This is a genomic window from Rhizobium laguerreae, from assembly GCF_002008165.1.
In the GTDB taxonomy this organism is placed as follows: Bacteria; Pseudomonadota; Alphaproteobacteria; order Rhizobiales; family Rhizobiaceae; genus Rhizobium; species Rhizobium laguerreae.
Genome location: NZ_MRDM01000014.1, coordinates 38,216 through 61,238, shown reverse-complemented (window position 1 = coordinate 61,238; position 23,023 = coordinate 38,216). Strand labels below are relative to the sequence as shown.

At 61.8% G+C, this 23,023-nt stretch carries 22 protein-coding genes; 9 read left to right on the top strand and 13 right to left on the bottom strand.

Features of this window, described 5'->3' with window-relative positions; translation table 11 throughout:
* Nucleotides 1-33 precede the first annotated feature (33 nt).
* Together BS630_RS16040 and BS630_RS16035 are read left to right on the top strand one after the other, a co-directional pair.
* Complete coding sequence (locus BS630_RS16040; RefSeq protein ID WP_077978199.1) at nucleotides 34-1,986, top strand: DEAD/DEAH box helicase; 1,953 nt, start codon at nucleotides 34-36, stop codon at nucleotides 1,984-1,986.
* Between the two features lie 65 nt (nucleotides 1,987-2,051).
* On the top strand, nucleotides 2,052-2,486 hold the full coding sequence (locus BS630_RS16035; protein WP_077978198.1) for a GNAT family N-acetyltransferase: 435 nt from the start codon (nucleotides 2,052-2,054) through the stop codon (nucleotides 2,484-2,486).
* Between the two features lie 24 nt (nucleotides 2,487-2,510).
* Here BS630_RS16035 and BS630_RS16030 read toward each other — a convergent pair whose 3' ends face one another.
* Nucleotides 2,511-3,350, bottom strand: a complete 840-nt coding sequence (locus BS630_RS16030; RefSeq protein ID WP_077979193.1) for an SDR family NAD(P)-dependent oxidoreductase — start codon at nucleotides 3,348-3,350, stop codon at nucleotides 2,511-2,513.
* Nucleotides 3,351-3,509: 159 nt separating this feature from the next.
* Between BS630_RS16030 and BS630_RS16025 the strand changes: the two genes are divergently transcribed.
* On the top strand, nucleotides 3,510-4,403 hold the full coding sequence (locus BS630_RS16025; protein WP_025394629.1) for a LysR family transcriptional regulator: 894 nt from the start codon (nucleotides 3,510-3,512) through the stop codon (nucleotides 4,401-4,403).
* Nucleotides 4,404-4,650: 247 nt separating this feature from the next.
* Here BS630_RS16025 and BS630_RS16020 read toward each other — a convergent pair whose 3' ends face one another.
* The 3 genes from BS630_RS16020 to BS630_RS16010 all read right to left on the bottom strand — a co-directional run bounded on the left by BS630_RS16020 (nucleotide 4,651) and on the right by BS630_RS16010 (nucleotide 8,101).
* A complete protein-coding gene (locus BS630_RS16020) occupies nucleotides 4,651-6,897 on the bottom strand; it encodes a xanthine dehydrogenase family protein molybdopterin-binding subunit (protein WP_077978197.1) in 2,247 nt (748 codons plus the stop codon).
* 12 nt (nucleotides 6,898-6,909) lie between these two features.
* Nucleotides 6,910-7,383, bottom strand: a complete 474-nt coding sequence (locus tag BS630_RS16015; RefSeq protein WP_011652059.1) for a (2Fe-2S)-binding protein — start codon at nucleotides 7,381-7,383, stop codon at nucleotides 6,910-6,912.
* Nucleotides 7,384-7,726: 343 nt separating this feature from the next.
* Nucleotides 7,727-8,101 (bottom strand): c-type cytochrome, encoded by a 375-nt coding sequence (locus tag BS630_RS16010; RefSeq protein ID WP_011652058.1) that lies wholly within the window; start codon nucleotides 8,099-8,101, stop codon nucleotides 7,727-7,729.
* Between the two features lie 530 nt (nucleotides 8,102-8,631).
* Here BS630_RS16010 and BS630_RS16005 point away from each other — a divergent pair.
* Complete coding sequence (locus BS630_RS16005) at nucleotides 8,632-9,297, top strand: class I SAM-dependent methyltransferase (protein WP_077978196.1); 666 nt, start codon at nucleotides 8,632-8,634, stop codon at nucleotides 9,295-9,297.
* Between the two features lie 8 nt (nucleotides 9,298-9,305).
* On the opposite strand, the gene BS630_RS16000 is transcribed toward BS630_RS16005, so the two are convergent.
* From BS630_RS16000 to BS630_RS15980, 5 genes are read right to left on the bottom strand one after another with little or no spacing between them, the layout of a single operon-like run.
* Nucleotides 9,306-10,529 carry a molybdopterin molybdotransferase MoeA gene (locus tag BS630_RS16000; RefSeq protein WP_077978195.1) on the bottom strand — a complete coding sequence of 408 codons (1,224 nt, stop codon included), beginning with the start codon at nucleotides 10,527-10,529 and terminating at the stop codon, nucleotides 9,306-9,308.
* Complete coding sequence (gene moaC, locus BS630_RS15995; protein ID WP_025394624.1) at nucleotides 10,526-11,023, bottom strand: cyclic pyranopterin monophosphate synthase MoaC; 498 nt, start codon at nucleotides 11,021-11,023, stop codon at nucleotides 10,526-10,528. The genes BS630_RS16000 and moaC overlap by 4 nt, the downstream gene beginning before the upstream one ends.
* Nucleotide 11,024: 1 nt before the next feature.
* Nucleotides 11,025-11,837, bottom strand: a complete 813-nt coding sequence (gene trpC / locus BS630_RS15990) for an indole-3-glycerol phosphate synthase TrpC (RefSeq protein ID WP_025394623.1) — start codon at nucleotides 11,835-11,837, stop codon at nucleotides 11,025-11,027.
* 9 nt (nucleotides 11,838-11,846) lie between these two features.
* Nucleotides 11,847-12,863, bottom strand: a complete 1,017-nt coding sequence (trpD, locus tag BS630_RS15985; protein ID WP_025394622.1) for an anthranilate phosphoribosyltransferase — start codon at nucleotides 12,861-12,863, stop codon at nucleotides 11,847-11,849.
* Nucleotides 12,864-12,871: 8 nt separating this feature from the next.
* Nucleotides 12,872-14,764, bottom strand: a complete 1,893-nt coding sequence (locus BS630_RS15980) for a peptidylprolyl isomerase (RefSeq protein WP_077978194.1) — start codon at nucleotides 14,762-14,764, stop codon at nucleotides 12,872-12,874.
* A gap of 219 nt (nucleotides 14,765-14,983) precedes the next feature.
* Here BS630_RS15980 and BS630_RS15975 point away from each other — a divergent pair, with 219 nt between their 5' ends.
* Nucleotides 14,984-15,265 (top strand): hypothetical protein, encoded by a 282-nt coding sequence (locus tag BS630_RS15975; RefSeq protein ID WP_025394620.1) that lies wholly within the window; start codon nucleotides 14,984-14,986, stop codon nucleotides 15,263-15,265.
* 99 nt (nucleotides 15,266-15,364) lie between these two features.
* Here BS630_RS15975 and BS630_RS15970 read toward each other — a convergent pair whose 3' ends face one another.
* Nucleotides 15,365-15,619 carry a GlsB/YeaQ/YmgE family stress response membrane protein gene (locus BS630_RS15970; protein ID WP_020050024.1) on the bottom strand — a complete coding sequence of 85 codons (255 nt, stop codon included), beginning with the start codon at nucleotides 15,617-15,619 and terminating at the stop codon, nucleotides 15,365-15,367.
* Nucleotides 15,620-16,456: 837 nt separating this feature from the next.
* On the opposite strand from BS630_RS15970, the gene BS630_RS15965 reads away from it, so the two are divergent.
* The 3 genes from BS630_RS15965 (at nucleotide 16,457) to BS630_RS15955 (ending at nucleotide 18,980) form a co-directional block, all read left to right on the top strand.
* Complete coding sequence (locus BS630_RS15965) at nucleotides 16,457-16,609, top strand: entericidin (protein WP_077978193.1); 153 nt, start codon at nucleotides 16,457-16,459, stop codon at nucleotides 16,607-16,609.
* Nucleotides 16,610-17,103: 494 nt separating this feature from the next.
* Nucleotides 17,104-17,976: a transglutaminase family protein gene (locus tag BS630_RS15960; protein WP_025394618.1), complete on the top strand. Its 873-nt coding sequence runs from the start codon at nucleotides 17,104-17,106 to the stop codon at nucleotides 17,974-17,976.
* A gap of 176 nt (nucleotides 17,977-18,152) precedes the next feature.
* Nucleotides 18,153-18,980 carry a transglutaminase-like domain-containing protein gene (locus BS630_RS15955; RefSeq protein WP_077978192.1) on the top strand — a complete coding sequence of 276 codons (828 nt, stop codon included), beginning with the start codon at nucleotides 18,153-18,155 and terminating at the stop codon, nucleotides 18,978-18,980.
* Nucleotides 18,981-19,006: 26 nt separating this feature from the next.
* Here the strand turns inward: BS630_RS15955 and BS630_RS15950 are convergent, their stop codons facing one another.
* Both BS630_RS15950 and BS630_RS15945 read right to left on the bottom strand, forming a co-directional pair.
* Nucleotides 19,007-19,228 carry an alkylphosphonate utilization protein gene (locus BS630_RS15950; protein ID WP_020050017.1) on the bottom strand — a complete coding sequence of 74 codons (222 nt, stop codon included), beginning with the start codon at nucleotides 19,226-19,228 and terminating at the stop codon, nucleotides 19,007-19,009.
* A 102-nt stretch (nucleotides 19,229-19,330) separates the two neighbouring features.
* Nucleotides 19,331-20,227, bottom strand: a complete 897-nt coding sequence (locus tag BS630_RS15945; RefSeq protein ID WP_077978191.1) for a LysR family transcriptional regulator — start codon at nucleotides 20,225-20,227, stop codon at nucleotides 19,331-19,333.
* Nucleotides 20,228-20,370: 143 nt separating this feature from the next.
* Here BS630_RS15945 and BS630_RS15940 point away from each other — a divergent pair, with 143 nt between their 5' ends.
* Entirely contained in the window at nucleotides 20,371-21,798 is a 1,428-nt protein-coding gene (locus tag BS630_RS15940; RefSeq protein ID WP_077978190.1) for an MFS transporter, read from the top strand.
* 345 nt (nucleotides 21,799-22,143) lie between these two features.
* Here BS630_RS15940 and BS630_RS15935 read toward each other — a convergent pair whose 3' ends face one another.
* Entirely contained in the window at nucleotides 22,144-22,869 is a 726-nt protein-coding gene (locus BS630_RS15935; RefSeq protein WP_077978189.1) for a 3-keto-5-aminohexanoate cleavage protein, read from the bottom strand.
* Nucleotides 22,870-23,023 lie beyond the last annotated feature (154 nt).

The following is a 23,023-nucleotide window of genomic DNA, read 5'->3' as shown; positions in this document are numbered from 1 at the left end:
CAACGCGCCTGACAGCTCCGAAAGATCGAACTCATGACAGAATTTAACGGCGTCGTTCCGGCGATCGCCAAGGCGTTGCAGAAGCGCGGTTACGCCGAACTCACCCCGGTGCAGAAGGCGATGCTCGATCCAGCGCTCGCCGCTTCCGACGCGCTGGTCTCGGCCCAGACCGGCTCCGGCAAGACCGTCGCCTTCGGCCTGGCGCTGGCGCCGACGCTGCTTGAGGGCAGGGAGCGCTTCGGCAATGCCGGCGCGCCGCTCGCCCTCGTCATCGCCCCGACGCGCGAGCTTGCCCTGCAGGTGAAGCGCGAACTCGAATGGCTCTTTGAGATGACCGGCGCGGTGATCGCCAGCTGCGTCGGCGGCATGGACATCCGCAGCGAGCGCCGCACGCTCGAACGCGGCGCCCATATCGTCGTCGGCACGCCCGGCCGGCTTTGCGACCATATCCGCCGCAGGGCGCTCGACATGTCGGAACTGAAGGCTGCCGTGCTCGACGAGGCCGACGAGATGCTCGATCTCGGCTTCCGCGAAGACCTGGAATTCATTCTCGATGCGGCGCCGGACGAACGCCGGACGCTGATGTTTTCGGCAACGGTGCCGGCTGCGATCGCCAAGCTTGCCAAGAGCTACCAGCGCGATGCCGTGCGCATCAGCACCGCGGCCGAGGAAAAGCAGCATATCGACATCGAATATCGCGCGCTGATGGTTGCCCCGAGCGACCGCGAGAACGCGATCATCAACGTGCTGCGCTATTACGAGGCGACCAATGCCATCGTGTTCTGCTCGACGCGCGCCGCCGTCAACCATCTGACCGCACGCTTCAACAACCGCAATTTCGCCGTCGTGGCGCTTTCCGGCGAGCTGACGCAGAACGAGCGCACCCACGCGCTGCAGGCGATGCGCGACGGGCGCGCCCGCGTCTGCATCGCGACCGACGTTGCCGCCCGCGGCATCGACCTGCCGGGGCTCGATCTCGTCATCCATGCCGACCTGCCGACCAATCCGGACACGCTGCTGCACCGCAGCGGCCGCACCGGCCGGGCCGGACGCAAGGGCATCAGCGCCATGATCGTGCCGCTGAATGCACGGCGCAAGGCAGAGCGCCTGCTCGAGAATGCCGGTATTTCGGCTGCCTGGGCGCGGCCGCCCTCGGCCGAGGAAGTGAGCGAGCGTGACGACGAGCGGCTGCTCGCCGATCCGATCTTCAACGAAACGCCGCAGGAGGAAGAGCAGGGGCTGGTACAGCAGCTTCTCGCCAGCCATGGCGCCGAAAAGCTCGCCGCCGCTTTCTTACGTCTTTACCGCACCAATCACTCGGCGCCGGAGGATCTGCTCGAGGTCACCGTGCAGGACGATCGCAGCCGCAAGCGCCGCGACAATGCCGAGCCGTACGAGCCGGCGCAGAAGGGACCGCGCGAAGATTTCGGCGCCAGCGTCTGGTTCTCCGTCTCGGTCGGGCGCAAGCAGAATGCCGAGCCGCGCTGGCTGATCCCGATGCTCTGCCGCAACGGCAATGTGACGAAGCGCGAGATCGGCGCGATCAAGATGCAGCCCGAGGAAACTTTCGTGGAGATCGCCGCGGCGAGCGCCGAAAGCTTCCTGGCGGCGATCGGTCCGAACAAAGCGCTCGAACGCGGCATCCGCGTGACCAGGCTTTCCGGCACGCCGGATTTCAGCCGGGCGCCTGCGCCGAAGCCTTATGCCGGCAAGCCATCTCGCGACGAGCGGCCGGACGACACATTCCGCGGCGAGCGGCCGAAGAACAAGTTCGGCAAGGGTCCGGGCGGCGGATATGCCGCGGCCGATAATAGCGGCGGGGACAAACGGGATAGCAAGCCCTGGAGCAAGAAGCCGGGCAAGCCCGCTTTCGATGGCCCGAAGTCCGACAAGCCGAAATACGAAGGCCCAAGATCTGAGGCCCCCAAATATGAGGGTAAGGGCGGCGGCGCACAGAATAAGTTTTCAAAGAAGAAGCCCGGCTGATCTTGCCGGCAGCCCTTCGCTGGTCCGGCGGAGGGCTTTGGGCCGTATCCCTGAGGGAGGCAAGGATGGTGATGGAAACGGCGATCCTCAGCGTCCCGGTTTTCAGTACGCTCTGCAATGAGGCCTTCCGGCTGCGGCGCGCTATTTTCGTGTATGAGCAGAAGGTTCCCGAAGCCGAAGAATTCGATGCCGACGATCTCAGCGCCCATCATCTCGTCTCCGTCACGGCGGGCGAAGTCTCCGGCACGCTGCGGGTCATTTACGCAGAGGAACATGTGAAGATCGGCCGGGTTGCAGTTGCCGGCCGATGGCGCGGCCAAGGCATTGCAGCCGCAATGATCGGGCGAGCGATGGAACTGCATCGCGGCGCCCGTGACAACCGCTTCTATCTCACCGCGCAGGCGGACAAGCTGCCGCTTTACGAGCGTTTCGGCTTCGTTGCCTATGGCGCGGAATTTCTTGACGGTGGCATGCCGCATCTTGCGATGAAGAATTACTGAGCATCAGCAAAGCGTCGTTCAGGCTTAGGATTTCACGTCAAAGGCAAGCGAACTTGAAAGGTCCCGGTAGGCATCGATCTGTTGCTGCAACAGCGCGATTTTCTGTTCCACCATGCCAACAGCATCAGCTCCGGCGATGAACCGGCGGGGTAGCTCCGGTTGGTTGACCAGGGTGATCAGCGCTTGGGCGAGTTTTGCGGGATCGCCGCTCTGCTGGCCGTTGGCGGACTTCCAGAATGCCGGGTGTTGGGCGCGCCTTTCGTCGTAGTCGCTGACAGATGACGGAGCATATTGGGTTGATTCGTCAGTCAGCAATTCCGTGCGGAAGAAGCCCGGATTGACGATCATCGTTTCGATACCGAACGGCGCCACTTCGGGCTGCAGCGATTCCATCCAACCATCGAGGGCAAACTTCGCGGCAGAGTAAGCGCTGCAAAACTCAAAGCCCAGCAGGCTGGCCGTCGATGAGATCGAGGTGATCTTGCCGGATTCCTGCCGGCGCATCACCGGCAGGACGGCGCGGGTGACACTCATGGGGCCGAGGAGACTGCTGGCCAGTTGGAGATTGATCTGAGGCGGCGTCAGCTCCTCAAAATAGCCTGAGTAGAAGTTTGCGGCATTGTTGACCAATATATCGATGCGACCAAAGCGTTCGAGTGCGGCCTTGACGGCAGAGTCCGCGTCGGTCGGCTTGGTTACATCCAGCGTGACGACGAGCAGTTTTTCCGACTGGCCGATCGCCTTGGCAACGCGCTCCGGATTGCGGCCGGTTGCAACGAGTTTGTCGCCAGCAGCCAGAACCGCCTTTGCGAAATCCAGGCCCATGCCGCGCCCGGCTCCTGTGATCATCCAAACCTTACTCATCGAATTTTCCTTCATGGTTCAAATAGTGCGGGGGTGGCTTCCATCATCATTCGTCTCTCTTGCATGCCGTTTAAGCGGGTTGTGAAATGACAGGTAGCAATGAAGACAAACTTTGATTAGTTAGTATAATCTGCATGAAGTTAGAAATGAGCGAGATAAATGAGGCACGGTGATTTCAGCGAGCTTGCAGCCTTCATCGCCGTCGCCGAGGCCGGAAGTTTCACGCGCGCCTCCGCCAAGCTGGGACTGTCCCAATCTGCCGTCAGCTACTCAGTCAGGATGCTGGAGCAGAGGCTGGGGGTGCGGCTAATCTCACGCACTACACGAAGCTTGTCGCTGACCGATGCCGGAGAGCGTATGCTTCGGAACCTCCGCCCTGCCTTCGAACACATCGAAAGCGAGATCGCAGCCGTCACCTCACTTCGTGACAAGCCGGCGGGCACTATCCGCATCACGACGTTTCGATATGCCGCAATGAGCGTGCTTTGGCCTGTCATGACAACATTCTTGGCGGAATACCCGGATATTGAAATGGAGGTCATTCTTGACGAGGGCCTGACGGATATCGTGGCCGGCCGGTTCGACGCCGGTATTCGCATTGGAGAACAGGTTCAAAAGGACATGGTTGCCGTCAGGATCGGCCCTGACCTTCGCATGGCGGTGGTGGGATCGCCGTCCTACTTCCAGAACCGCACAATCCCGATGACGCCCCGCGATCTCGGCGACCACCGGGGTATTAGCTACCGGCAAACCACAGGAGGTGGATTGTATGCCTGGGAGTTCGAGCGCGACAGCGAGGAGCTTGTGGTCAGAATGAATGGGCCGCTCATCATCAACGATAGTTTGATGCTGGAAGCCGCTGCTTTGGATGGGCTCGGGCTTGCCTACACTTTCGAAAGTCAGGTTTCACAATACGTTGCAGACGGGCGACTGATCCGAGTACTCGAGGATTGGTGCCAGCCGTTCCCTGGCTATCACCTGTATTACCCAAGCAGACGTCAGCATACGGCCGCGTTTGCGCTCCTCGTCGAGGCGCTTCGTTTCAAAGGCTGACGCTCCTGCCAGGGCTGTACGCAAGATGGTCGCGATGGGTTGGGGGACTGATCTCACTTGCGCGATTGCCGATAGATGTAAGGTCCTGTCTGTCCTGATTGCTGATGAAGCGCGCGGTCATCGCTGACTGCGAAGTCTTAGCGCCGTTATTGTCAAGACGTCACGCGACAGGAACATCGCGGCCCTGTGCGGCTCGCTGCATTCAGCGGCGCACAGGACCGGGGCAGGCTCTCGTCCGAGCCAGGTTCTAAGCGAGGTTGAAAGGCATCTGCCTGACCGGCTTGCCTGTCAGACGCGAGATGGCATTGGCAAATGCCGGCGCCAAAGGCGGCAGGCCGGGTTCGCCCATGCCTGTCGGTGCATCCGCGCTTGGAACGATGTTGACGTCGAACTCCGGCACATCCGTGATCCTTGCCACCGTGAATTCGCTGAAGTTGCCTTGCTCCACAATACCGTCCTTGAGCGTGATTTCCGCGCCGGCAAGGCATGTCGACAAGCCCATGATCGCCGCGCCCTGGACCTGCGCTTCCACGGTCCGAGGGTTGACGGCCAGATTGCAGTGCACCCCCGCCGTAACCCGATGCAGCTTGGGCTGCCCGTCGACGACGGAGGCTTCCACCACGTAGGCCACCACGGATGAAAAGGATTCGTGCACGGCCACACCCCAAGCCCTGCCTTCTGCCAATGTCCTACTGCCGTAACCGCTCTTGTCTACGGCGAGCTGCAGTGCATCGCGATGACGAGGATGCTCATTGCCAAACATCTTCATGCGATATGCGACCGGATCCTGGTCGGTGGCTCTCGCTATATCGTCAAGCAAGGTCTCCATCACGAAAGCCGTATGAGTGGAGCCAACGCTGCGCCACCACAGAACCGGCACGTTGGCAACAGGATGATGTACTGTCAGGCGCATGGGAAGCGGATAGGGGCTCCGCATCCCCTCGGTCGTGGCGGCATCGATGCCGTCCTTCACCTGGAACTTCTCGAACACGGTTCCCGTCAGTATGGACTGGCCGACGATGGTGTGGTCCCAGGCCAGCACATTGCCCTCTTTGTCGAAGCCGATGCGAGCGCGGTGAAGATGCGTTGGACGGTAGTAGCCGCCCCTCATATCGTCCTCGCGGCTCCAGAGCGTTCGCACCGGTGCGTTCAGCCCCGCCGACCTGGCGGCCTTGGCTATCTGGCAGGCCTCCATTGCCGTGTCGCTGCTGCTGGAAAAGCGCCGGCCGAAGCCACCACCCGATGTCTGCACGTTCACCACGACCTGTTCCGGCTTGAGGCCGAGCACGTTTGCGGCAACGCCGGCATCGAGCCCTGCACTTTGGCTCCCCATCCAGATTTCGGCACGATCGTCGGAAAGCCGAACCGTGCAGTTCAGCGGTTCCATCGCCGCGTGGGCGAGATACGGAAACACGAACTCGGCTTCCAGACTCAAGGGAGCGGTTTCCAATGGCGCCATGTCGGCATCGAACTGGCGCGGGCCGGGGCGATTGGCGATCTCGCGAAACTGGGCAAGTTGCTTTTCACTATCGACCTTTTCGACATCCGATGTGTCCCATTCCACCTTAAGGGCGTTGCGACCCTGAGATGCCTGCCAATATCCGTCGGCCACCACGGCCACGCCCTCTGCACCGCGATCCAGCGGTACACGCAAAACAGCTTTCACGCCCTTTACTGAACGTGCTGCGCTGTCGTCCAGAGAGGCTATCTTGGCTCCGAAGACCGGAGGGCGAGCCACCACGGCCGTCAATTGTCCCGGCAGCTTGAAGTCGATGCCAAAACTCTGTTGGCCGCTGCTCTTGGCTTGTGCGTCCAGACGCTGGGTGGGCTGGCCGATGATGCGGAAATCCTTCGGGTCCTTCAACGCTATTTTCTGAGGCACCGGCAGGGCCATGGCCGCTTCGGAAAGTTCTCCATAACCGAGTTTGCGGCCATCGGGAGCCAGAACCACACCGGCCTCGGTTCGCAGCGCGGAAACATCCACGTTCCAGCGGTCTGCCGCGGCTGCGAGTAGCATGGCGCGGACGCGGGCACCCAGCTCGCGATACTGCGTAAAGCTGTTCTTGATGGTGTTCGAACCGCCGGTAAGGTGCATGCCGAAGAGCGGATCAACATAGGCCATGTCATTGGTGCCGAGCTGGCTGCGTACTAAATTCCAGTCCGCGTCGAGTTCTTCGGCAAGGATCATCGGCAATGCCGTTTGGACGCCTTGACCGAACTCCAGCCGATTGATTGTGACCATAACCTCGCCATTTGGTGCGATTTGAACAAATGCGGAAGGCTGCTCGGTCGGCTTCAGAGCGATCGGCGCCTCACCCGCGTCGATGGGCTGGGCGGCGGCCAGATGGGGGAAAATGCCGACAGCCAAACCGAGGGTCCCCGTCAGCTTTAGAAAGCTGCGGCGTGGCAACGCCTGGACCGGTGTTGAACGGCCTCGTTCCAGCATGTGCTGCAGCGCACGCGGTAATTCGCTATAATCCATGTTCGGCAACATATGGCGTCTCCCTCAGACTAGATTGCTGGCAGCATCGGCTACGGCGGCGCGGATACGGACATAGGTTCCGCAACGACAAATATTACCTTCCATTGCCGTATCGATCTCCGAGGCGGTCGGCTGCGAACCGGAGGGCAGGGATGCCAGGAACGCCGTGGCGCTCATGATCTGACCGCTCTGACAATAACCGCACTGCGCTACATCGTGCTTGACCCAAGCTGCGCTTACAGCGGCGCCGACGCGGTCGCTGCCGTCGGTCGCTTTTTCTATGGTGGTGATATTCAGGCCCTCGGCAGCGGAAAGAGGGGTGCTGCAGGAACGGACAGCCTCACCATCCAGATGTATCGTGCACGCGCCGCAAAGCGCGGCGCCGCAGCCGAACTTGGTCCCGGTCATGCCGAGCGTGTCGCGCAGGACCCAAAGGATGGGTGTCTCCGGGTCGGCATCGACCTCGTGCTGATTACCGTTGATATTCAGTGTGATCATGACTGGTCGGTTCTCCGATGTTCATAGTGGATGTGCTCGTTGACTGAAGTCGTTCAGCTAACGGTCAGAACCGTCGATCTCCGAGGAGAGCGACGGCGACGGGAGTGCCGCCAGCAACCTCCAGGATGATGAGACGCCGTCGACCAAGAGCCTGCTTTCCGCGGCAACGTTAGCTCGTCCGGCGGCGCCCAATTAGTTGGCAAAACCTGCACGACGTTAGAAAGGCGGCTTCTGAATGCGAGGCAAAAGCACGAGCAGACACGTCAACCCAAGACCGGTCAGCGATGATCAGCCGCGTTGGGTGCCCATCGATCGCCGGCTTGCTCAGCCAAGAGGTTCGCCGCTACTCCGACAGGGACTTCAGGTAAGCGATGATGTTTAGCCGATCCTCAGGCTTGGGTACGCCCACGGTCATTGTGGTGGTCGGTACAACCTCGCGAGGCGCTGCTAGAAATCGGTCCAACGTCGCCTCGTCCCATACTAATCCCGACGCCTTCATGGCCGCCGAATAGCGGACGCCTTCTACAGAGCCGGCCGCGCGCCCGACAACGCCACCGAGCCCCGGCCCAGCCTTTTTCTGATCCGTGGTCGAATGACAGGCGGAACAGCGCTGAAACGCTTTTTGTCCCAAGGCGACATCTCCCTCCGCTGCCGCAGGAGCCGTCGCCGACACAAGGATCAAGGTGGAGATCACAACGGAGGCCAAAATTTTTGTCATGCGTGTTCTTCCCGAATACAGGCTGTCGAAGCCCTGAAAGGACGGTGGAGTAGCGCGCGCCAGTACCGTTGCTGGCAGGCCGCGCTAAAGACCTTGGACCCTAGACACGCCTCATCGTCGCCGGACATGGCATCGCACTGGAGACGGCGGTTGGTTGGGGACGTTACCTCGCCTCAGCATGGAGCATTAGGCGGTACTATCTGCATGATGTTAGAAATGAGGTTCATAAATGCCCGACAGCCAACGATCGTCGACGGAGGTTGTCTGCCTTGCTTTGCACCAGCAGGACGCAACCCTCTCGATGCCTGCCGCTAAGATGGTCTCGCTTCAACGGCCTGTGTTGCGTTCTTGAATGGCATATGGCACGCCTCATCACGAATAGCGGTTCAGTTCCTTGCGAAAAGCTTGGCTCGTCTTCATTATTTCACCTAAATCGTGGCGTGCATAAATGGCGGTGAATTCCACAACGGCGGCCTGCTCTTGCTATTAAAAACGATACGCCGTTACAGCGCCGGCAGGAGCAGACGACGATGAAACGCCCCGGTATGCCGAATCCCGATCCGGCCGCCTTCATCAAGGCTAACCTGCCGATATCATCGGTTCCCTCCATCCCCGAGATCCGGCTTCATACGGCGGGACCTGCGAGCGGGCTCTGGCGGCTTGCCGGTCGTGGAGAGGCCGATCCGCCGCCTTACTGGGCCTATCCCTGGGCGGGCGGCGCCGTGCTTGCCCGCCATCTGCTCGATCGACCGAAAACGGTCGCGGGCCGCCGTGTCCTCGATCTCGGCGCCGGCTCCGGGCTCGTCGCCATCGCGGCGGCAAAGGCCGGAGCAGCCATGGTGACGGCGATCGATATCGATGCCAATGCCATTGTTGCGATCGACCTCAATGTAGCGATCAACGGCGTGGATATCGTAGCCTGGGCCGCCGATATCATCGAGGATCCGCCGCCGGAGACCAACCTTCTCGTTGTCGGCGATCTGTTCTACGACCCCTCACTTGCTCTGCGGGTGATGGCCTTCCTGCGGCGTTGCCAGGCCGCCGGTATCGAAGTGTTGATCGGCGATCCCGAGCGGGCCTACCTGCCTCAGGGCGAACTCAGCCGCATTGCCACCCACTCAGTTGCGGATTTTGGCGGGGGCACAGGCGGCGGGGCAGTGCCGGCAGGCGTCTTTGCGCTGGTCGGCAACGACTGAATGTCGGATTATGCCAGGAGATCCGGCCGCAACAGCATGACCGGGCAGGGCGCACCGGCCGGCAATTCCGGCGCATTCGGCGGGCGGATGACGAGGCAGTCGGCTGCGGCGAAGACCTTCATCATCGAGGAATCCTGCTTGCCGAACGGTTCCGCGAGCCAGCCGCCGGTGGTCGATTTTGCCAGCCTGGCGCGGATATAATCCTGACGATGGTCATTGGCCCGCAGCGGCACGGCTGTCTCGGCGGTCATCTCGCGCCGGGTCGGCGGCAGGGAGGCGAGCCGGCGGATCAGCGGCTCCAGGAAGAGCAGCGAACAGACGAGGCTGGAGACCGGATTGCCGGGCAGGCCAAGGACATGTGTCTCGCCGAAGCTGCCGACCATCAGCGGTTTGCCGGGGCGCATGGCGATGCGCCAGAAATCGAGCTGCATGCCGGCCTCGATCAGCGTGGCCTGCACCAGATCATGGTCGCCGACCGAAGCGCCGCCGAGCGTGACGATCACATCGACCTTGGCGTCCCGCGCCGTGTCGATCGCCGCGGTGATCCTGGCCTTGTCGTCAGGCACGATGCCGAGATCGAGCACATCGGCGCCGGCTTTGCGGGCAAGGGCTGCAATGCCAAACGTATTGGATGCGATGATCTGCGAAGGGCCGGGCGTGCTTCCGGGCGGCAGCAGTTCGTCGCCGGTTGCGAGGATGGCGATCAGCGGGCGCCGCAGCACCTCGACATCAGGCCGGTTCATACCGGCAGCAACCGTCAGCCGCGAGAAATCGAGCACGGTGCCGGCCGACAGCACGGCTTCGCCTTCGGCGAAATCCTGGCCGCGGGGACGCACATGCTGGCCCTGCCGCACGGGGAAATTGGTTCTGATTCCGCCCTCGATCTTCTCGGCATCCTCCTGCAGCAGGACGCTGTCCGCACCTGGCGGAACAGGCGCACCGGTGAAGATGCGGACGGCCTCTCCCTGGCCGACGCTTCCCTCGAAGCCGTGGCCGGCGGAAGACATGCCGATGACCTTCAGCACGGCGCCTGGCTCCGGCGCGTCTTCGCGGCGTAGCGCATAGCCATCCATGGCGGAAGCATTGAAAGGCGGCTGGGTCAGGCCGGCCGTCAGATCAACGGCCAGGACGCGGCCCTCAGCCTCGGCAAGCGGCAGCGTCTCGGACTTAGCAATGGGCTTTGCGCTGGAGAGCAAGCGGTTCAGGGCTTCGGCGACCGGAAGAAGGTTCATCTTGCCTCCGGATGACGGAAATCGCCGGATTTTCCGCCGGACTTTTCAAGAAGTCTGATGCCACCGATCTCCATTGCCTTATCGGCCGCCTTGGCCATGTCGTAGATCGTCAGACAAGCGACCGAGACGGCGGTCAGCGCCTCCATCTCCACACCGGTCTTGCCGGTGAGCTTGACGGTCGACGTAACGCGCAGACCGGGCAGGGCGGCATCTTCCGCGATCTCGACCGTGACCTTCGTCAGCATCAGCGGATGGCAGAGCGGGATGAGATCGGCGGTGCGTTTTGCCGCCATGATGCCGGCAAGGCGCGCCGTGCCGATCACATCGCCCTTCTTGGCATTGCCTTGGCGGATGAGAGCAAGCGTTTCCGCCGCCATCTTCACATGGCCCTCGGCGGTGGCGATGCGCACCGTCTCGGCCTTGTCGGAGACATCGACCATATGCGCCTCGCCGGAGGCACCGATATGCGTGAGGCCTGGCTTTTGGCCGCTCATATCATTCGGCCGCGATGGCGGCTTCGCCAAAGAGCAGAGCGCGGGTGGCGGTGGCGACGTCCTCCTTGCGCATCAGGCTTTCGCCGACAAGGAAGGTATTGATGTCAACGGCCTGCAGGCGCTTGCAATCGGCATGGGTGAAGATGCCGCTTTCGCCGACCAGGAGCCGATCATCGGGCACCATGGGGGCAAGCGCCTCGCTGACGGTGAGGCTAACCTCGAAGGTACGCAGATTGCGGTTGTTGATGCCGATGAGCGACGAGGAGAGTTTCAGCGCCCGCTCCATCTCCTCGTCGTCGTGGACCTCGACCAGCACGTCCATGCCGAGGGCGAAGGCCTCGTCCTGCAGGCGTTCGGCTTCACCGTCCGATAGTGAGGCCATGATCAGCAGGATGCAATCGGCGCCCCAGGCGCGGGCCTCGTGCACCTGATACGTCTCGAACATGAAATCCTTGCGCAGCGCCGGCAGCGTGCAGGCAGCGCGGGCGGCGGTCAGAAATTCCGGCGCGCCCTGGAAGCTCGGCCTGTCGGTCAGCACCGAAAGGCAGGCGGCACCGCCGGCCTCATAGGCGCTCGCCAGCGACGGCGGATCGAAATCCGGGCGAATGAGACCCTTCGAGGGGCTCGCCTTCTTGATCTCAGCGATGAGGCCGAAGCGGCCGGCATCATGCTTGGCAATGAGCGCCTTGTGGAAGCCGCGCGGGGCGGACTGGCCGGCCTGCATCGCCTTCAGATCGGCAAGCGACACCGTCGCCTTGGCAGCGGCGATCTCCTCGCGCTTGTAGAGTTCGATCTTCTTCAGGATATCGGTCATCGAACAATCCTAGTCGATATCGTTGGAAACGGCGATGAGTTTGTCGAGGGCGAGCGCGGTCGCACCGCTATCCAGCGACTGCGTGGCCAGCGTCATGCCGTCGCGGATCGTTTCGACCTTGCCGGCGATGACGAGCGAGGCGGCGGCATTGGCGAGCGAGACATCGCGATACGCATTCTTGGCGCCGCCGAGCACCTCGCGAAGCGCTGCGGCATTGGCGACGCCATCACCGCCCTTGATGTCGGCGAGCACGCAAGGGCTGACGCCGAAATCGGCGGGCGAGAGCTCGAAGGTGCGGATCTTGCCGTCTTCGAGGGCTGCGATTTGTGTGATGCCGGTGGTGGTGATCTCGTCGAGGCCGTCGCCATGGACGACCCAGACGCATTCGGAGCCGAGATCGCGCATGACTTCGGCAAGCGGTACCAGCCATTGCGGCGAGAAGACGCCGAGCAGCTGGCGGCGGACGCCCGCCGGATTGGAGAGCGGCCCGAGCAGGTTGAAGATCGTCCGCGTGCCGAGCTCAACCCTTGAGGGGCCGACATGGCGCATGGCGGAATGATGCAGTTGCGCGAACATGAAGCCGACGCCGGCTTCGGCGATGCAGCGGGAGATGATCTCGGGACCGACGTCGAGCTTGACCCCGAGTGCGGCCAGATTGTCGGCTGCGCCCGATTTCGAACTCAGTGCCCGGTTGCCATGCTTGGCGACGGGCACACCGGCGCCGGCGACGATCAGCGCCGCCAGCGTCGAGATATTGTAGGTGCCGCTGGCATCGCCGCCGGTGCCGACGATGTCGATCGCATCGGCCGGCGCCTCGACGGTCAGCATCTTCGAGCGCATCGCGGTGACCGCGCCGACGATCTCATCGACGGTTTCGCCGCGCACCCGCAGCGCCATCAGGAGGCCGCCGATCTGCGAGGGCGTCGCCTGGCCCGACATCAGGATGTCGAAGGCGGCTCGGGCCTCGTCACGCGTCAGCGGCTCGCGGCTTGCGGCCTTGGCCAGGAACGGCTTCAGATCGGTCATAAAGCCTCCTAGCGGACCGTCGCCTGTTCAGCGAGCGTCTGGTTGATCTGAGCGCCGTACTGCGTCTGCAGCAGGTTGACCATCTGATCGAGAATATCGTCGCCGGCGGCATTGGCCATGGCGGTGATCTGGGCATCGCGATTGTTCAGCACTTCGCCGGTCGGCTGGGTGTTGACCTCGGTGACCTTCAGCAGGATCTGCGTCGAGGGATCGGCGCCGACAGCACTCGCGACCGTGTCGACCGGACCCGAGAAGGCGGCTGTGACGCCGGCGCGGCCGAGGACTGCATCATCGGTGGAGCGGGTGACACCGCTCTTGCTTTCGACGGCAATGCCGAGCGGCGTTGCGATATCGGCAAGAGCAGTGCCTTTCTTCGCCTCGGCCTTCAATGCCTCGGCCTTCTTAGAGAGCTCGGCCTTCTGCTGCTCCGCCGTCCAGTCCTCGACGGCCTTCTCGCGCACTTCGGCCACCGGGCGGTCGCGGTCCGGCGTGATTTCGCGGACGTTGAACCAGACATAGCCGTCGTTACCGATCGGCAGCGGCGGCGCATCGACGCCGACCTCGGTCTTGAAGGCTTCGCCGAGCAGCTGCTGCCTGGCTGGGATATCCTTGACCTCTTGGCCATCCTTGTCGGCGCCGGTCATATCGACGTCATCGACAGTCACGGCGGTGAGCTTCAGCTGGCCGGCAATATCCTCGAGCGTCGAACCGCCCGCGCGCAGATCCTCGATGCGATCATGAACGTTGATCACTTCCTGAGAGGCGTTGGAGAGCGCCAGCTGCTTGCGGATATCCTCCTTCACCTCGTCGAAATTCTTCGTCGTTTCCGGCTTGATGTTGGTGACGCGCAGGATGACGGGGCCGAAGGAGCCGTCGACGACAGGCGTCGTGCCGCCATCGCGCGAAACCGTAAAGGCCGCATCGGCAACGGCCTGGTCGGGAACCTTGTCCTTGGTGAACTCGCCGAGCAGCACGTCGCTTGCCGTCTTGCCCTGGTCGGAGACCAGCTGGTCGAAGCTGGTGCCGCTCTTCAGCGCCGTTTCGGCAGCGGCGGCGAGATCCTTGCTGGCGAAGGTCAGCTGCTCGATGGTGCGGCTTTCCGGCGTGCGATAGATATCCTTGCTCTTGTCGAAGGCTTCGTGGATCTGGTCGTCGGTGACGGTCGCGGCATCGGCGATATCGGCAGGCTGCAGCTTTAGATAGACGAGCTTGCGGTATTCGGGCGCCCGGTAGCGCTGCTTGACGCCTTCGAACCACGTCGCCAACACGTCGTCGGCCGGTGCCTTGATCGGCTCGATATTGGCATTTGTGAGCAGCAGGTATTCGATGCTGCGGCTTTCGTCACCATAGAGCTTCAGGGCGTCGACCAGCGTCTTCGGTGCGGTGAAGCCGTTGGAGATGGCATCGACCACCTGGCTGCGCACAGCGACCTTGCTGCGCTCCTTGATGTAATCGTCTTGACGGATGCCGGCATTTTGCAGGCGCGAGATGAAGAGTTCGCGGTCGAACCGGCCGTTGACGGCCTTGAAAGCCGGATCGTCAGCGATCAGCTGGGCGAGGCGGTCTTCGGAAAGGCCGAGGTTCATGTCCTCGGCGAGCTGGTCGAGCGAGGCGCCGGCGACGAGCTGGGCGAGCACCTGCTGCTCGACGCCGAAGGCGCGGGCCTGCTCGGGGGTTAGCCGCGTGCCGAACTGCTGGCTGAGGCTTGCCACCTGGCGCTGATAGGCGAGGTGGAATTCGTTGACGTCCACATGCTGATCGCCGACGGTCACGACCGCGGTGCTGTTGCCGCCTGACAGCAGCTCATGCGACACGCCCCAGACGCCGAAGGACGCGACGAGCAGGAGCAGGAGGAGCTTGGCAACCCAGGTCTGAGCAGCTCTTCTCAGGATATGGAACATAGAAACGCAAACCTCGCAGTATCATTGACCCGCGCGCGGGCGGACATTCGACGTTCCTTAAAACAAACCCGACAGGAAATGAAGGGTTTGTCGCGCGAAAAGCTGCACAAGGCGGCGGCTTAACCGCGGCGGCTTTGCGGCGAACAAAAGATCGGTCGCGGCGGAACCTTTCGGCCCGCCATTTCGTTGAAGCGGCATCCCATGAAACAGGAGCAGACCATGGCAGAATTGAAAACCGCTTCCGCCGAATCCACCGCTGCGCGCGTCAAGGCTGATATTGCAGCAGACGATCTGTCGGCGCAGGTCGCAGCCCTTCGCAACGATCTCTCCCGGCTGACGGAAAGCGTGGTCGCGCTGGGGCAGGGGGCGAAGTCGGCAGTGACCGACGAGGCTTCGCTGATGACGGAACGGCTGCGCGACAAGGTGCGCGAAGAACCGCTCGTGGCACTCGCCGTGACGGCAGGCATTGCCTACGTGTTCGGCCTGCTCAGCCGTCGCTGAACGGGAAATTCAGGGTAAGGAAAAGCCGGACGTCATGAACGCCCGGCTTTTAATATTTCCGACGACCGGCAAAAGCGCCGGAGGCCAGCTATCACCGAGTTAGCGGCGGATGACGCGCCCGATCGCAATCAGGATGCAGGCACCGATGAAGCCGGTGATCAGATAGCCCAGCCAACCGGCGAGCGGCTGGATGTTCAACAGACCCAGGATCCAGTTGGCGACGATGGCGCCGACGATGCCGAGCAATATGTTCATGAGCAAGCCCATGCTGCTGCTCATGACTTTTTCCGCCAGCCATCCGGCGATGCCGCCGATGATGATGGCTGCAATCCAACCCACGCCTGCGTTTTCCATGGTTATCTCCCTCCTGGCAAAACGAGTCACAGAATGCACGAAACGAAAGGAATTTCCACTCCCAGTTACCGAGATTGCGTGCGCGTTCAGCAACTTATGTGACTCACGGCTGCAGCAGGGTGACCGGGGAGTGCAGCGTGTGGGAGACAATCTGGAACAGCAGGCCGGCAATGGCGAGCATGGCAAAGCCGAACGGCATAATCAGGCTCTTCCTAAACATCTTCCCTCTCCCCTTTTGCGTAAAGCATAAGCGGAAGCGGACGGAGCGCAACAATATTGTTAACGGATAGTTAAGCTTGGCAATTAATTAAAATGAAATACATCCAAGAGCGCAAAAAATACTTGCGGATGTTGAAAGTTTTGTTTTGCATCTTTCCCGTGTTGTTGGCGGATCATCTGTGATCTATGCGCGCCAGACCTTCCGATCTCCCCTTGTCGTCGAAGCGGAAAATGGTGCTGCTATCTCTCCGGATCGCAAACAATAAGGCGCGGAACGCGGTCGGCACCGGTCCAGTGTCACGCCTTAGGGCCAATCCATTTGCCGCGGCGCAATCAGGTCCGGTGGACGATCAGCATGAAGACGAGGAAGGACGCCGTTGCGACCGTCGCGGCGAAGGCAATCTGGTAGTCCATGTCGTAAACCCCATTGGATGGCTCCCGCAAACGCCTGTGTCGTCACCGAGTTCCATGTCGCGAGTTCGCGCATCGCCTGCGGATTGATTTTGGCGAAGAATGCGTCATCTTCTAAATTTAAGAGTTAGAGCATGATGTCGTCCGAAAACCGCTCACACTTTTCGGCATCATGCTCGAATCACTTTTCATTCGGGGAAACACTTGATGCCAAAAGCTGCAATCGCCATCGCCGGTATCTGCCTGCTGACCCTTTCAGGCTGCGGCAATACCGCATACGGGCTAAAGAAGGACGGACAGGAAGCAAGCCACGCCATGGACAATGCGACACATCGGGTGCTTTCGGCCGGCGCCAAGTAGTGATGCAGGCGATGGAATAAAAAAGCCCGCCTGGGGTGAGGCGGGCTTAGGATTAACAGGGAGAATGGACGGATAGGCTCCGCCTCAACTAATAAAGCATTTTCTTAGGCGCATGACTTTACGTCATTCGACGTAACGGCGACGGGCAACGACCAATGCGGCCATGATTCGCAATCGAATCAGACATATCCGGATCGAATCAGAAGTTGCCCCAGTTCTGAGCGCGGGCACGAGCGCGAATAATCCGGTATTCGCGACCGCCATAGAGCGAGCCGATCGTCAGCAGAAGTGTCAGAACGTCCCAGAAGATATGCATGGTGCCCTCTTAAGGTTGGACGGCTCTGCCGTCGATCGGTGAAGATACAATAGCAATCTTTCGCACGTGCTTATATGACAAGAAATCGGGATGAGCGGGAAAGCCGGCAGCGCTTCCGCAGAAGAGAGGCGGCGTTGCCGCCTTGGAGCAGCACAGTGAACAGATTAGACGGTGGCTTATGACGATTTTCTCCGTCCGCCACATCACGTCCTATCGGTACGTCAGGGACGTCGATTTCGGCGAGCATCGCTTGATGTTCCGGCCGCGCGACAGTTTCGACCAGCGACTGATCGAAGCGTCGTTGACGATCTATCCTGAGGAAAGTCATGTGCGCTGGATCCACGATGTTTTCGGCAATTGCGTGGCGCTCGTCGACTTTTCGAGGCCGGCGTCGGAACTTCGTTTCGAAACCTGGATCACGCTCGATCATACGCCGCAGGTCGCCCTGGATCTGAAGGTCGACGAGGCGGCCCTGACCTATCCATTCTCCTACGACAAGGATGAGATCGCCGATCTGACGCCGGCGATGCAGCGCCATTATCCCGACCCGAACGACGAGGTCGGACGTTGGGCCCGCCAGTTCGTCCGCCAGGGGCGACCGACGGAGACCGGGCATCTGCTGATGACGCTCTGTTACGCCATACGGGAAAGCTTCGTCTATGCGCGGCGCCATGAACATGGAACGCAGACGCCGGTGCAGACCTTGCGGCTTCGCTCCGGCACCTGCCGGGATTTTGCGCTTCTGATGATGGAGGCGGCGCGCATCCTCGGCCTCGCGGCGCGGTTCGTCACGGGCTATGTCTATGTTCCCGACCGGGACGGTTCCACCGTGCTCGGCGGCGGTTCCACGCATGCGTGGTGCCAGATCTATCTTCCAGGCGCCGGTTGGACGGAGTTCGATCCGACCAACGGCATCGTCGGCAACCGCGATCTCATTCGTGTCGCGGTTGCCCGCGATCCGCGGCAGGCAGTCCCGTTGAGTGGCAGCTATGATGGGGACGGGAAGGATTTCGACAGCATGACGGTGCAGGTCAACGTCACTACGAGGTAATCTCGATTGCCTCCGAAATTTCCTTTGATTACAATGAGATAATCGTGATTATTCCGAGGTGCCTTGATTACCCCCGAGGCAGCAGCGCGGAGACGATCGTGTCTGCGGGAACCGGGTAGCGCGATCAACGTTCCATACTCACTCCACCTCTGCGGAGACGCGATAAGGAAGCCACCATGAAGATACGCGCCGGGTTTCATCTGGGCTATGAATGCACGCAGCAGACGCCGATGCTGCTCGTCCTCAATATCCATCCCTCCCGCCGCGCCGATCTTCTCAGCGATCAGACCCTGACATTCGACCGGCCGATCGAGGCCTGGGGCTATACCGATGTGTTCGGCAATGCCTGCAGCCGGATCGTCGCTCCGCCGGGGCTAACGACGATCTCGACGGAGTTCGAGATCTACGACAGCGGCCAACCCGACATCGTTCCCGACGATGCCGTTCAGCACGCGATCAATGACCTGCCGGACGATGTGCTGGTTTTCCTGCTCGGCAGCCGCTATTGCGACACCGACAGGCTTGCGGATTTTGCCTGGGCCAGGTTCTCGTCGACGCCGCTCGGCTGGGCGCGTGTCCAGGCGATCTGCGATTTCGTCCATGACCACATCACCTTCGATTACCTGAAGGCCGACGTCCTAAGGACCGCGCATGGCGGCTTCACCGACAAGGCGGGCGTTTGCCGCGACTTTGCTCATCTGGCCATCGCGCTTTGCCGATGCATGAATATCCCGGCCCGATATTGCACCGGCTATCTCGGCGATATCGGCGTTCCGATCGATCCCAATCCGATGGATTTCAGTGCCTGGTTCGAGGTCTTTCTCGGCGGCCACTGGCATACGGTCGACGCCCGCCACAACACGCCGCGCATCGGCCGGATCCTGATGGGAACCGGCCGCGACGCCACCGACGTCGCCATGTCGACGGCCTTCGGTCCGGCAACGCTCTCCCGCTTCGAGGTAATCACCGAGGAAGTGCCGCAGGAGGCGGTGAAAGCTGATTGATCGGCGGGTCGTGACCGAGGGAAACTTTATGCCTTCTTCAAAAACTCGGTTTTCAGCACGAGGCCTTTGACCTGCTTGGTGCTGCACTCGATCTCGCCCGGATTGTCGGTCAGGCGAATGCCCTTGACTAGCGTTCCACGCTTCAGCGTCTCCGAGGTTCCCTTGACCTTGAGGTCCTTGATCAGCGTCACGGAATCGCCGTCGTGAAGCTGGCTTCCGTTGCTGTCCTTTACAATGATGTCGGTCATAATGTCCCCGCTTGGTGATCCCGGACGGGAAATCATGGCGACGCGGGATAGTCAACCACACGAACGGATCAATCGGCCTGACATCAAATCCGACGCAGCCCTTCAATCAGCTCGCGCGCAGGTGTCCCGAACGCAGCCGCGCAGCCAGCGATGGGCCGGATCGGCATCCATCCTGGGGTGCCAGAGCAATGACACCGTGATCTCAGGCGTCGGGACGGGGAGGGGAAAACTATGCATTCCCGCGCGCAAGGCTCCGGTGTGCCGTTCGGGTACGCTGGCGATCAGATCGGAGTTCCGGGCGAGCTGCAGCGCCGTGGAAAAACCGCTGACGATGGTGGCGATCTGCCGTTCCAGCCCGAGCGCATTCAAGGCGTCATCGATCGGTCCCTTGTCGAGGCCGCGCCGCGAGACGTAGATGTGCTGGCCGCCGGCATAAAGGGAGGGCGTCATCTCGCGCTCGCAAAGCGGATGCCCCAAGCGCACGACGCCGATGAAACGATCGCGGAACAAGGCCTGCGCCCGCACCTCCGGCCCGGTCGTCCCGCCGACGACGCCGGCTTCCAGATCGACGGTCCCGTCGCGAAGCGGGGCGCTGTCCTTGTCCGGCTTCTGCACGAAGCGCAGCCGCACGCCGGGCGCTTGCCGGCCGAGGCGGGCGATGAGATCAGGTCCGAAGCTCTCGGCAAAGCCTTCGCTGGTGCGCAGCGTGAACGTCCGGACCAGTTGTCCAAGATCGAGCGCCTCGGCAGGACGCAGGACCGCCTGCGCGTCCTCGACAATCCGGCCGACCCGCTCGCGCAGTTCGAGCGCGCGCGGCGTGGGGACGAGGCCGCGGCCGGCCCGCACCAACAGCGGATCGCCCGTCGTCTCGCGCAATCGCGCTAAGGCCCGGCTCATCGCCGACGGGCTGAGCCGCAGCCTTTGCGCCGCACGCGCAACGCTGCCTTCGGCAAGCAGCACATCGAGGGTGACAAGGAGGTTGAGATCGGGTGTCGACATGCATCAAGTATAACACGCTTTCATCGTGATGTGGCGTCAGACGCATGAATGAAGTGCAAACCATGCGCCTTTCGCCATATCAAGCAGAGGACTAGGTTTCACCAGTTCCATTCGGGGAACTAAGAGAAAACGGAGTTCACGGGGTGAAATCGATCATTGCAGAGCGAAGCGAGGCCATCGCCGAACAGGCACCCTCCGTACGATGGGCGCTTGCCAGTCTTTCCCTCTCGATGTTGCTGCCGTCACTCGGCACCAGCATCGCCAATGTCGGCCTGCCGAGCCTGGCGCAGGCGTTCGATGCCGCCTTCCAGGATGTGCAATGCATCGTTCTCGCCTATCTCCTTGCCATCACCACCCTGATCGTCAGCGTCGGACGGCTCGGCGACATCACCGGCCGACGCCGGCTGCTGCTCATCGGCATCCTGCTCTTCACGCTGGCCTCGATCCTCTGCGGCGTCGCGCCGACGCTGTGGCTGTTGATTGCCGCGCGCGCTGTACAGGGCCTGGGTGCAGCCATCATGATGGCTCTGACCATGGCCTTTGTCGGCGAAACCGTGACGAAGGAAAGAACCGGGAGCGCCATGGGGCTGCTCGGAACGATGTCTGCGATCGGGACCGCTCTTGGCCCCTCGCTCGGCGGCCTCCTGATTGCCGGGCTCGGCTGGCCGGCAATCTTCCTCGTCAACGTGCCGCTCGGCGTTCTGACCTTCGTTCTCGCCTATCGCCATCTGCCCGCCGATATTAGCAAGGGGAAGACGGATCGGAAGGGCTTCGACATCGCGGGCACACTGCTGCTTGCGCTGACGCTTTCGGCCTATGCGCTGGCGATGACGATCGGGCACGGCCGTTTTGGCCTATTGAACATCGCTCTGCTCTCGGCCGCCGTCTTCGGCATCGGTTTTTTCGTCTTCGCCGAGGCGAGAGCGGCATCACCGCTGATCCAGTTGACGGTATTCCGCAATCGCGTGCTCACCGCCAGCCTGGCGATGAACGCGCTGGTGTCGACTGTGATGATGGCGACGCTGGTGGTCGCGCCGTTCTACCTCTCCCATGCGCTCGGACTCAATCAAGCTCTCGTCGGCGTCGTGATGTCGATCGGCCCCGTCATCTCCATCGTGAGCGGGGTCCCCGCCGGTCGCCTGGTCGACCGTCTGGACGCACCATTCGGCGTCGTCGCAGGGCTCCTCGCCATGGCGGCAGCCTCCGTCGCCATGGCCGTGCTTCCCGGGATATCAGGCTACATCGCCGCCATTGCCATGCTGACACCCGGCTATCAGCTGTTTCAGGCGGCCAACAACACTGCCGTCATGGCGGATGTCCGACCGGACCAGCGGGGCGTCATCTCGGGCATGCTCAACTTGTCGCGCAATCTCGGGCTGATTACCGGCGCATCCGTGATGGGCGCCGTCTTCGCGTTCTCTTCACGAACACCCGATATCACAGCGGCGCATGCCGAAGCCATTGCCTCAGGCATGCGGATCACCTTCGACGTTGCGGCAGCACTGATTATCGTCGCGCTCGCTATTGCGGTCGGGACTTGCTGCCGCCGCCGAGCGCTCGGGGAGAGTTGAGTCCGGCACTGGTCGCCGCGCGAGCGAAGCTCAGACCAAGGTCCGATTCCATCTCGGACTTCGTGCCCATAGCAACTCTCGGTCAATGCGATAGGTTCTCGCGGCATGTGTGGAGATATTCGGAGTTTTACTGTGACTAAGATCATCGTTGCGGGGATGATACTGACGCCGGTTATCTTCTGGGGTTCTATTGGCGTCCTGATATACTCATACTTCTCGTGAGGGCTGCTCGGTGAATCCTCGACTTCGCCGAGCCCCTATTTCGAAACATTCTGCGCCTTGACGATGCCGGCCGATGGCGCCGAAGAGATTCCGAACTGCCGCCTGGCCGCCGACATATCGGGATCAGATCGTGTGGCCACGGAAGATCGCGACGGCCGCAGTGACCAGCGCGGCATTGTCGTTGGCAATCGTCCCATCCGGGAGGTGCTTGCCATCTTCCAGGCCGATACGGGTGGAGTAGCGCCGCTCGCGCGCCAACCTGACAAAGGGCCAGACGGTGTCGTCGAAACCGTGCAGAAGAATGGGCCGATTGACCCGGCTATCCGTGAGCACCTTGATGATGCCGTCCGCGATATCGCATGCGCGCTGCAAATCCTGCTCGTCATCGAGCTCGATGAGCACGCGAGAGACCCACTCATGATCATCGAGACCGATGTAGCGCTCCGCATCGGCGAACGATGCCAGTCCGACTTCAATGCCGACACCCTTCTGCCGCAGCAGCTGCATGACACCGGGCGCATCGTCTTCCGACAGGTTCACCGAGGCATAATCCGGCAGGACATGCCAGCGGCGGATGGCTTCCCGCGTTTTCTGCCGATCGCCTTCGATCCAGGCGCCCGTGGACACGCCGACCAGCGTTCCCGGGCAGACGCGGCGGATCGCGCCGACAGTGTCGTCGACGGCGGCAAGGCTCTCCCTGCCGTCGGCTCCGCGCGGATGAACGTGGAGCTCCGCAGCGCCGGCAGCGACCGAAGCCGCGGCATCACGCACCATGGCATCGATCGTCAGGGGAAGGAGGGGATGGAAATCGCTCGACCGCGCGCCGTTGATGCAAGCTTGAACGATCATAAAACGAGCCTCGCGCTTGTTGGGCCGCTTAAGACGCCGGGCATACCAAATTGGAAACCTGAAGACTTAGGGGCACTGCCGACAAAGTCATTTCCCTTGCCGTTGCAGCCCCAATAATATCAAATCAGTCGAGATAGGCGACTGCTGCTCTTGT

Excerpts from the sequence above, each read along its gene's own strand:
- BS630_RS16040 (WP_077978199.1), top strand. The coding sequence starts at position 34 with ATGACAGAATTTAACGGCGTCGTTCCGGCGATCGCCAAGGCGTTGCAG.
- BS630_RS16035 (WP_077978198.1), top strand. The coding sequence starts at position 2,052 with ATGGTGATGGAAACGGCGATCCTCAGCGTCCCGGTTTTCAGTACGCTC.
- BS630_RS16030 (WP_077979193.1), bottom strand. The coding sequence starts at position 3,350 with ATGAGTAAGGTTTGGATGATCACAGGAGCCGGGCGCGGCATGGGCCTG.
- BS630_RS16025 (WP_025394629.1), top strand. The coding sequence starts at position 3,510 with ATGAGGCACGGTGATTTCAGCGAGCTTGCAGCCTTCATCGCCGTCGCC.
- BS630_RS16020 (WP_077978197.1), bottom strand. The coding sequence starts at position 6,897 with ATGTTGCCGAACATGGATTATAGCGAATTACCGCGTGCGCTGCAGCAC.
- BS630_RS16015 (WP_011652059.1), bottom strand. The coding sequence starts at position 7,383 with ATGATCACACTGAATATCAACGGTAATCAGCACGAGGTCGATGCCGAC.
- BS630_RS16010 (WP_011652058.1), bottom strand. The coding sequence starts at position 8,101 with ATGACAAAAATTTTGGCCTCCGTTGTGATCTCCACCTTGATCCTTGTG.
- BS630_RS16005 (WP_077978196.1), top strand. The coding sequence starts at position 8,632 with ATGAAACGCCCCGGTATGCCGAATCCCGATCCGGCCGCCTTCATCAAG.
- BS630_RS16000 (WP_077978195.1), bottom strand. The coding sequence starts at position 10,529 with ATGAACCTTCTTCCGGTCGCCGAAGCCCTGAACCGCTTGCTCTCCAGC.
- moaC (WP_025394624.1), bottom strand. The coding sequence starts at position 11,023 with ATGAGCGGCCAAAAGCCAGGCCTCACGCATATCGGTGCCTCCGGCGAG.
- trpC (WP_025394623.1), bottom strand. The coding sequence starts at position 11,837 with ATGACCGATATCCTGAAGAAGATCGAACTCTACAAGCGCGAGGAGATC.
- trpD (WP_025394622.1), bottom strand. The coding sequence starts at position 12,863 with ATGACCGATCTGAAGCCGTTCCTGGCCAAGGCCGCAAGCCGCGAGCCG.
- BS630_RS15980 (WP_077978194.1), bottom strand. The coding sequence starts at position 14,764 with ATGTTCCATATCCTGAGAAGAGCTGCTCAGACCTGGGTTGCCAAGCTC.
- BS630_RS15975 (WP_025394620.1), top strand. The coding sequence starts at position 14,984 with ATGGCAGAATTGAAAACCGCTTCCGCCGAATCCACCGCTGCGCGCGTC.
- BS630_RS15970 (WP_020050024.1), bottom strand. The coding sequence starts at position 15,619 with ATGGAAAACGCAGGCGTGGGTTGGATTGCAGCCATCATCATCGGCGGC.
- BS630_RS15965 (WP_077978193.1), top strand. The coding sequence starts at position 16,457 with ATGCCAAAAGCTGCAATCGCCATCGCCGGTATCTGCCTGCTGACCCTT.
- BS630_RS15960 (WP_025394618.1), top strand. The coding sequence starts at position 17,104 with ATGACGATTTTCTCCGTCCGCCACATCACGTCCTATCGGTACGTCAGG.
- BS630_RS15955 (WP_077978192.1), top strand. The coding sequence starts at position 18,153 with ATGAAGATACGCGCCGGGTTTCATCTGGGCTATGAATGCACGCAGCAG.
- BS630_RS15950 (WP_020050017.1), bottom strand. The coding sequence starts at position 19,228 with ATGACCGACATCATTGTAAAGGACAGCAACGGAAGCCAGCTTCACGAC.
- BS630_RS15945 (WP_077978191.1), bottom strand. The coding sequence starts at position 20,227 with ATGTCGACACCCGATCTCAACCTCCTTGTCACCCTCGATGTGCTGCTT.
- BS630_RS15935 (WP_077978189.1), bottom strand. The coding sequence starts at position 22,869 with ATGATCGTTCAAGCTTGCATCAACGGCGCGCGGTCGAGCGATTTCCAT.